Here is an 8,012-nt window from a genome sequence, read left to right as displayed (position 1 = left end):
CCGCCATGTTGAGCGGGTGGTTGTCCGGCAGCGAGGATTTGCCGCCTTGCGTCTCACAGACCGGGATGCCGCCGCTCTCGGCGAATTTCGCCAGTTCGTCCGACGCCTGCGAATAGAGGACGCCACCGCCGGCGATCACCAACGGCTTTTTTGCACCCTTGAGCGCGGCGACCGCGGCCGCCAGTTCCTGGCGATCCGGGCGCGGCCGGCGCTGGTGCCAGACCCGCTCCGCGAAAAAACTCTCGGGATAGTCATAGGCCTCGGCCTGGACGTCCTGGCAGAGCGACAGCGTCACCGGGCCGCATTCGGCCGGATCGGTCAGCACGGCCATGGCACGGCTCAGCGCAGGAATGATCTGCTCCGGCCGGGTGATGCGGTCGAAATAGCGCGAAACCGGACGGAAGCAGTCGTTGACCGTCGCCGTGCCGTCGGAAAAATCCTCGGCCTGCTGCAGCACCGGGTCGGGGATGCGGTTGGCGAAGACATCGCCTGGCAAAAACAGGACGGGCAACCTGTTTACATGGGCGAGCGCCGCCGCCGTCACCATGTTGAGCGCGCCGGGGCCGATCGAAGAGGTCGCGGCCATGAAGCGGCGGCGGAAATTGGCCTTGGCGTAGGCGATTGCCGCATGCGCCATCGCCTGTTCGTTGTGGGCGCGAAAGGTCGGCAGTTCGTCGCGCACCTGATAGAGCGCCTCGCCGATGCCGGCGACATTGCCGTGGCCGAAGATCGCCCAGACGCCGCCGAAGATCGGGACTTTGCTACCGTCGATCTCAGTCATCTGGCGCGACAGGAAGCGGGTCAGCGCCTGCGCCATCGTCAGGCGGATTGTCTTGCTCATGGTGTTTTCCTCCGCAGTCCTATTCCGCGCCTTCTTATGCCGCCTTGCGGCCGCGCGCGGCAAGCCACGCATCCGTCAACTGTTCGAAGCGCTGCGCCATGTCGGCGATCGCCTCGTCATCCGACATCCTGCCGGCCAGCCATTGTTCGGCCGCATGGACGAAGATGGTGCGGCCGACGGCAAAACCCTTGACGATGGGTGCCTTGGCGGTGGCGGCGAACGCCGCTTCCAGCTCGTCCTGCGGCGCTTCCAGGCCCAGCAGCACGACGCCGCGGCACCAGGGGTCGTGCTTCAGGATCACGGCCTCGATCTTCGCCCAGGCGCCGCTCGACGCCTGCGGCTCGAGCTTCCACCAGTCCGGCTTGATGCCGAGCGCATAGAGTTCCTCCAGCGCGCGCGGGATCGTCGTGTCGTCGAGCTTGCCATGCTTGCCGGCAATGATCTCGATGAGAAGTTCCCTGCCGACCTTCCGCGCCGCTTCGAACAGCGCGCGCAACTTCTGCTGCTGTTCGTCCTTGAGCGCCGCCGGATCGTCGGGATGATAGAAGCACAGGCATTTGATGCAATGGTCGACCGGCCACTCGGTGAGCTGCGAGCCGATGTCCTGCGAGAATTCGAAGCGCAGCGGCCGCGAACCCGGCAGCTCCACCGGCCGCCCGAGCCAGGCGAAGGAATGCCTGGCGAATTCGAACATCGCCTTGCGGCCGTGTTTCTCGTCGATCAGCATGCCGTAGCCGTCGCGGCCGGCGGCAACCTTCGCCGCCGCCTTGACCGCCAGCACCTTGAAATCCTGGATGCGTGCGGGATCGGCACCGGCCTTCGCCGCCACATCCTCGAGCTGCACGCGGTGGTCGCAGGCGAGCGCCATCATCGAGGGAATGTCGCGCCGGCGCGTCGTTGCCCAATGGATGTGGTTGATCGCCTCGTCCTTGCGCAACGCTAGATGCCTGCTGCCGTTCTTGAGGAAGAACCGCAGCTCCTCGAAGGTCGGATATTCCGGCGCGCAGAGCAGCCGCGACACGGCGAAGGCGCCGCAGGCATTGGCCCAGGTCGCCGCCGTCGCATGGTCTTCGCCGCCCAGCCAGCCGCGCAGAAAGCCCGACATGAAGGCGTCGCCGGCGCCGAGCACATTGTAGATCTCAATCGGAAACCCCTTGCCGACGACGCCGTCCTCGAGATCGTCGCTGATCGGTCCGTCATAGACGATGCAGCCCATCGCGCCGCGCTTCAGGACGATGGTGGCGGACGACAGCGAGCGGATCGTCTTCAAGGCGCTCAGGCAATCATCGGCGCCCGACGCGATCATGATCTCTTCCTCGGTGCCGACGATGAGGTCGCAGTCGGGCAGCACCGTCTTCAGCTGCGCCGAGACCCGGTCCGATTTTACATAGCGCTCGAACCCTTCGGCATGGCCGGCGAGACCCCACAGGTTCGGCCGGTAGTCGATGTCGAACACCACCTTGCCGCCCTTGGCCTTCATGATGCGGATCGCCTTGCGCTGCGCGGCATCGCTGTTAGGCCTGGAAAAATGCGTGCCGGTGACGACGATCGAGCGCGCCGAGGCGATGAAGGCCTCATCGATGTCTTCCGGCGCCAGCGCCATGTCGGCGCAGTCCGAGCGATAGAAGATCATCGGCGAGACGCCTTCGTCCTCGACCGACAGCAGCACCAGTGCGGTTAGCCGCTCCTTGTCGGTCTTGAGCCCGTCGACATTGACGCCTTCACGCGTCAGCTGCTCGCGGATGAAGCGGCCCATCTGCTCGTCGCCGACGCGGGTGAGCAGCGCCGAGCGCAGGCCGAGCCTGGCGGTGCCGACCGAGATGTTGGCCGGGCAGCCGCCGACCGACTTGGCGAAGGAGGTGATGTCCTCCAGCCGCGAGCCGATCTGCTGGCCGTAAAGGTCGACGGAAGCGCGACCGATGGTGATGACGTCGAGCGGCGCGTATTCAGCGTCCACGGCTTCGCTCATTGGAACCTCCCGTCGGCCTTGTTGTGTTGGGGTACACGCGCGAGCGGCAGCGTGGCGCCGGGAATATGAAATAATAATTCCAATCCATAGTCAATATGGAATGAGCATTCCTTCGGTGAAAAGTACCTTTTCGGCGGTGGATCAGGCCTTGCGCTTCCTGCCCGTGTCGCGCCGCTTCTCGCCGACGCCGACGGTCAGTGCCATGGCCAGCGCCATTGTCGCCGACAGTGAGCGGAAGCCGGCGAAATCGGCCTCGGCAACCTCGAACCAGACCTTGGCGAACTGGGCGAGCGGCGAAAACGAGCTGTCGGTGATGGCGACGATCGGCACGCCCTGTTCCGAAATGCTGCGCGCCTCCTCGATCGTGGCGGGCGCGTAGGGCGAGAAGGAGATGGCGATGACGGCATCCGCCGGCGTGGCGAAGCCGATCATCTCGGCATTCAGCCCGGCCGCCGATTCGATCAGCTGGTTGCGGATCTTCAGCTTGCCCAGTGCATAGGCGATGTAGGACGCCACCGGATAGGAGCGCCGCTTGGCCAGCACATAGATGGTTTCCGCCTTTGCCAGCAGGGAAATAGCGTCTTCCAGATGCGCTTCGTCCAGCGTGCGCGAGATGTCGTTGAGCGAGGTTGAGGCGGCGGCGACGAAGCCGTCGAAGATCGCCCGGTGGCCGGCGCCTCCCTCAGCCTTGACGCGCAGCGCCTGCAGCCTTTCGTCATAGGATGAGTTGCGCTCGCGCAGCCGCTCGCGAAACACCTGCTGCAGGCTGGTGAAACCATCGAAGCCAAGCTGCTGGGCAAATCGGATCAGGGTCGAAGGCTGCACGCCCGCCGAAGCGGCGATGCTGGCGGCGGTGCCGAAGGCGATATCGTCGGGATTGTCGAGCGCATGGGCAGCGATCTGGGCGATGCGTTTCGGCAGGCTTTCGCGTCGCTCCAGGATGGTGGTGCGCAGCGTCTCGAAATCGCGAGGTACCCGTTCGTCCATCGTCGCTCTGTCCAGGCTCATGCGTGAAGCGTCCTCTGTGCCTCATCATAGCGAGCCTGCGCAAGAACACCATAAAAAATGAGGCAGACATTCCATTTCAGGAGAAAATGGACTAATTCATCCACGCAGCGCTTCAAGCAGTGGAGAAACGGAAAATGGTCGGCGTCGGTCTCATCGGTACGGGTTTCATGGGCAAGTGTCACGCCATCGCATGGAGTGCCGTCAGCGCTGTCTTTCCCGACGTGGCCAAGCCACGGCTGGTCCATCTCGGCGAGGTCAATGAAGAGCTTGCCCGGCGCAAGGCGGGCGAGTTCGGTTTCGCCAAGGCGTCGGGCGACTGGCGCGCCGTCGTCAACGATCCCGAAGTCGACATCGTCTCGCTGACCACGCCCAACCAGTTCCACCCGGAAATGGCCGTCGCCATCCTCGAAGCAGGCAAGCATCTGTGGTGCGAAAAGCCGATGGCGCCGAGCTTTGCCGAGGCCGAGGCGATGGCGGCCGCGGCGAAAAAGTCCGGCAAGGTCGCGGCCCTCGGCTACAACTACATCCAGAGCCCGGCCATCCGCCATATCGGCGCGCTGCTGGAAGAGAAGATCATCGGCGAGGTCAACCATCTGCGCATCGAGATGGACGAGGACTTCATGGCCGACCCCGAAGCGCTGTTCTTCTGGAAGCACGAAGCAGCTTCCGGCTATGGCGCGCTCGACGATTTCGCCGTGCATCCGCTGTCTCTGGTCTCGGCCCTGTTCGGCCGCGTCGCCAGTGTCATCTGCGACATGGCTAAACCCTATGCCGATCGCAAGCTGGCCAGCGGCGGTCGTCGCGCGGTGGAGACCTACGACATCGCCAGCGTGCTGATGCATCTGGAAAACGGCATTGCCGGCACGCTGCTGGTCAACCGCTCAGCCTGGGGCCGCAAGGGCCGCATCGCCGTCCAGATCTTCGGCTCTAAAGGGTCGATCCTGTTCGACCAGGAACGATCGAACGAATTCCAGCTCTATCTCACATCAGACCGGCCGACCGAACAGGGCTACCGCACCATCCTGGTGGCGCCGCACCACAAGCCCTATGACCTCTTCGTGCCGGCGCCGGGCCATGGCCTCGGCTTCAACGATCTCAAGATCATCGAGTGCCACGAATTGCTGACGCGGCTTGAAGGCAAGCCGGCGCGGCTCATCGAGTTTGCCGAAGGGCTGGAGATCGAGCGCACGGTGCACGCGATGGCGCGCTCGTTCGAGGAAAAGCGCTGGGTGGACGTACGGTGATATAAGCCCGCTCAGACGGCCGTGGCAGCGACGTTCGTCTCCCATCCATTCACCCAGACCTGCCGCAAGCGGTCGCCTTCGCCCTTGAAGCGTAACCCGGTCGCCTGGCAATCCGCGATCCGGTCGCTGCGGAAATTGCGGATCGCCTGGCGCAGCTCGCACCAGGCGACGATGTTGGCGGTTTCGGCGTAGTAGATCAGCGCGATCGGGCGGATGAGGCGCTCGGAGGCGCGGCCCATTTCGTCTCGATAGGAGAGGTCGAGCTTCTCCTCGTCGCGGATGGCGCGTCGCACCAGCGCAAGGTCGATCGCGCCGGTCGAAGGCGCGGCGAACCCCCACGCGTGCAGCGCATTGGCGTCGAATACCTGGCGCAAGGGCGGCGGCACCGCGCCGGCGATCTTGGCGCTGACGCGCTTGGCCGCCTGCTTGAGCTCGCTGTCGCCGGTGCGCTCCAGCAGCGCCAGCGACAGGACGATCGCCTCCATCTCCTCGATCGAGAACATCAGCGGCGGCAGGTCGAAGCCGGGACGCAGGATGTAGCCGATGCCGCGCCCGCCCTCGATCGGCACGCGCATCGCCTGCAGGGCGGCAATGTCGCGATAGATCGAGCGCACCGTCACCTCCAGCCGCTCGGCGATCGTCGCTGCCGTCACCGGCTGCCGCGCCAGCCGCACGATCTGGATGATCTCGAACAGGCGCGACGCCTTGCGCATTTTTCTCGCCCGGTTTCCATCACAACTGACACACCATCGTCAGTTGGGCTGACCTATAGGAGCGCCTATCGAATTGAAAATCAACAGGTTCCGCTGCGGTTTGGCGGATCGAGGCGGCAGGCAACTGACATGGGCTATGCGGAAAATCTCTGGCTTTTCTTTATCCTGCTGTTCGGCATCATCGCCGTTCCGGGCATGGATATGCTCTTCGTGCTTGCCAATGCACTGACCGGCGGCCGCGACCGAGGCCTTGCCGCGACCGGCGGCATCATGGTCGGCGGCATGGTGCACACGCTGAACGGCGCCATCGGCGTCGGCCTGCTGATGCATTTCGTGCCGATCCTGTTCAAGCCGCTGCTGCTTGCCGGCGCCGCCTACATGGCCTTCATAGGCATCACGCTGATGCGCAGTTCCATCATCGTCGGCCAGGAGGGGCCTGCCGGCAGCCGTTCCGCATGGAAGGCGTTTCGCCAGGGATTTGTGACCTGCCTGATCAACCCGAAGGCATACCTGTTCGTGCTTGCCGTCTACCCGCAGTTCCTGAAACCGGACTACGGTCCGATCTGGATGCAGGCGACGGTCATGGGGCTGCTGACCGTGGTGACGCAGGCTGCGATCTATGGCGGGCTGGCTATCACGGCCGGCCGCAGCCGCAACCTTCTGATCGCCAATCCGCGGGCGACCATTTTTGCCGGCCGCGCGGCCGGACTGCTGCTCTTTGCCGTATCGGTGTTCACGGCATGGGAAGGATTAAGGGCGGCGTAATCCCGGTCACCGCCGCCCACTTCCCTATGCCCTGTCAGGCAGCTCCCTGCCGGTTGTCGATCATGGCGCGGCGTGCCGAGCGGCGCCACTCGACGGCGCCGGCAAGGCCGTGCAGCACGGTCTCGGTGGTCGCCCAGTCGATGCAGCCATCGGTGATGCTCTGGCCATAGACCAGCGGCTTGCCCGGCACCACGTCCTGCCGGCCGGCGACGAGATTGCTCTCGATCATCAGGCCGATGATGCGCTCGTCGCCTGCCGCGACCTGGCCGGCGACATCTGCCGCCACCTTGGGCTGGTTCTCGGGCTTCTTGGCCGAGTTGGCGTGGCTGACATCGATCATCAGACGGGGCGCAACGCCGATGCGGGCGAGTTCCACAGCGGCGGCTTCGACGCTCGCCGTGTCATAGTTCGGCTGAACGCCGCCGCGCAGGATAACGTGGCAGTCCTCATTGCCCGTGGTCGTGGCGATGCCGCTGCGCCCGCCCTTGGTCACCGCCATGAAATGATGCGGCTGCGCGGCGGATTTCACCGCCTCGGCGGCTATGCGCAGATTGCCGTCGGTGCCGTTCTTGAAGCCGACCGGGCAGGAGAGGCCCGAGGCCAGTTCGCGGTGGATCTGGCTCTCGGTCGTGCGCGCGCCGATCGCGCCCCAGGCGACGAGGTCGGCAATGTATTGCGGGGTGGTCATGTCGAGGAATTCGGTCGCAGCCGGCAGGCCGAGATTGTTGACGGCCGACAGCACATTGCGTGCCATCCGCAGCCCCTTGTCGATGTTGAAGCTGCCGTCGAGGTGGGGATCGTTGATCAGGCCTTTCCAGCCGACCGTCGTGCGCGGCTTTTCGAAATAGACCCGCATCACGATCTCCAGCCGGTCCGACAGGCTCTCGCGCAGCGCCGCGAGACGGCTGGCGTAATCGACGGCCGCGACCGGATCGTGGATCGAACACGGGCCGACGATGACGAGCAGCCGGTCGTCGGTCCCGTTCAAGATGGCATGGGTTGCATTGCGCGATGCGCTGACGGTGCGCGTCGCCGTCAAAGTGCGCGGTATCTCCCGCATCACCTCGTCCGGTGTGCTCAGTTCTCGGATTTCCTTGACCCGGAGGTCGTCTGTGGTGGTCAACACGGCTTTCTGCTCCTGTCGAGAGCATGATGCCGAAAAGTGTGAAGCGGTTTTCGGACGACATCATGCTCCCCTTTGATTTAGAGGAAACCTGCCGGCTGAAAACAAAAAAGCCGCCAGGTATGGCGGCTGTTCGGATCTTGTTGCTGCAATCTTCAGATCGAGCGCAATCCTCCCGCCGCCAGCGAGCTCCTAAAGTACCAATATGTGACGGTCAGGTTGATCATGAGGCTCATATAGTCGATGCGGAGGCACTTGTCACGTGCCCTGATGCGGAGACAATTCGGGATGGCCGAAGCACCCAAATTTCGTCATCCCTGGGCGGAGCAGGAGCGAAGCTCCGTCGCGG

Annotated in this window: 7 protein-coding genes; 2 read left to right on the top strand and 5 right to left on the bottom strand. The window is 64.4% G+C overall.

Annotation, left to right across the window (positions count from 1 at the left end; translation table 11 throughout):
- The 3 genes from EN879_RS15835 to EN879_RS15825 form a co-directional block, all read right to left on the bottom strand.
- A partial coding sequence (locus EN879_RS15835) for a thiamine pyrophosphate-binding protein (RefSeq protein WP_245493825.1) occupies positions 1-841 on the bottom strand: 841 nt, incomplete at its 3' end.
- A 34-nt stretch (positions 842-875) separates the two neighbouring features.
- A complete protein-coding gene (gene iolC, locus EN879_RS15830; RefSeq protein ID WP_063169770.1) occupies positions 876-2,810 on the bottom strand; it encodes a 5-dehydro-2-deoxygluconokinase in 1,935 nt (644 codons plus the stop codon).
- A gap of 141 nt (positions 2,811-2,951) precedes the next feature.
- On the bottom strand, positions 2,952-3,797 hold the full coding sequence (locus EN879_RS15825; protein ID WP_024502014.1) for a MurR/RpiR family transcriptional regulator: 846 nt from the start codon (positions 3,795-3,797) through the stop codon (positions 2,952-2,954).
- A gap of 155 nt (positions 3,798-3,952) precedes the next feature.
- On the opposite strand from EN879_RS15825, the gene EN879_RS15820 reads away from it, so the two are divergent.
- Positions 3,953-5,062: a Gfo/Idh/MocA family oxidoreductase gene (locus EN879_RS15820; protein WP_013528369.1), complete on the top strand. Its 1,110-nt coding sequence runs from the start codon at positions 3,953-3,955 to the stop codon at positions 5,060-5,062.
- 11 nt (positions 5,063-5,073) lie between these two features.
- Here the strand turns inward: EN879_RS15820 and EN879_RS15815 are convergent, their stop codons facing one another.
- Positions 5,074-5,775: a YafY family protein gene (locus EN879_RS15815; RefSeq protein ID WP_063169771.1), complete on the bottom strand. Its 702-nt coding sequence runs from the start codon at positions 5,773-5,775 to the stop codon at positions 5,074-5,076.
- 129 nt (positions 5,776-5,904) lie between these two features.
- Between EN879_RS15815 and EN879_RS15810 the strand changes: the two genes are divergently transcribed.
- Entirely contained in the window at positions 5,905-6,540 is a 636-nt protein-coding gene (locus EN879_RS15810; RefSeq protein ID WP_027161048.1) for a LysE family translocator, read from the top strand.
- Positions 6,541-6,574: 34 nt separating this feature from the next.
- On the opposite strand, the gene EN879_RS15805 is transcribed toward EN879_RS15810, so the two are convergent.
- Positions 6,575-7,666 (bottom strand): 3-deoxy-7-phosphoheptulonate synthase, encoded by a 1,092-nt coding sequence (locus EN879_RS15805; protein ID WP_063169772.1) that lies wholly within the window; start codon positions 7,664-7,666, stop codon positions 6,575-6,577.
- Positions 7,667-8,012 lie beyond the last annotated feature (346 nt).

Source organism: Mesorhizobium sp. M7A.F.Ca.AU.002.02.1.1 (assembly GCF_003998535.1).
GTDB lineage: Bacteria > Pseudomonadota > Alphaproteobacteria > Rhizobiales > Rhizobiaceae > Mesorhizobium > Mesorhizobium ciceri.
This window is presented reverse-complemented; position numbering and strand designations above follow the sequence as displayed.

Coding starts and splice junctions, on each gene's coding strand:
- EN879_RS15825 (WP_024502014.1), bottom strand. CDS start 3,797: ATGGACGAACGGGTACCTCGCGATTTCGAGACGCTGCGCACCACCATC.
- EN879_RS15815 (WP_063169771.1), bottom strand. CDS start 5,775: ATGCGCAAGGCGTCGCGCCTGTTCGAGATCATCCAGATCGTGCGGCTG.
- iolC (WP_063169770.1), bottom strand. CDS start 2,810: ATGAGCGAAGCCGTGGACGCTGAATACGCGCCGCTCGACGTCATCACC.
- EN879_RS15810 (WP_027161048.1), top strand. CDS start 5,905: ATGGGCTATGCGGAAAATCTCTGGCTTTTCTTTATCCTGCTGTTCGGC.
- EN879_RS15820 (WP_013528369.1), top strand. CDS start 3,953: ATGGTCGGCGTCGGTCTCATCGGTACGGGTTTCATGGGCAAGTGTCAC.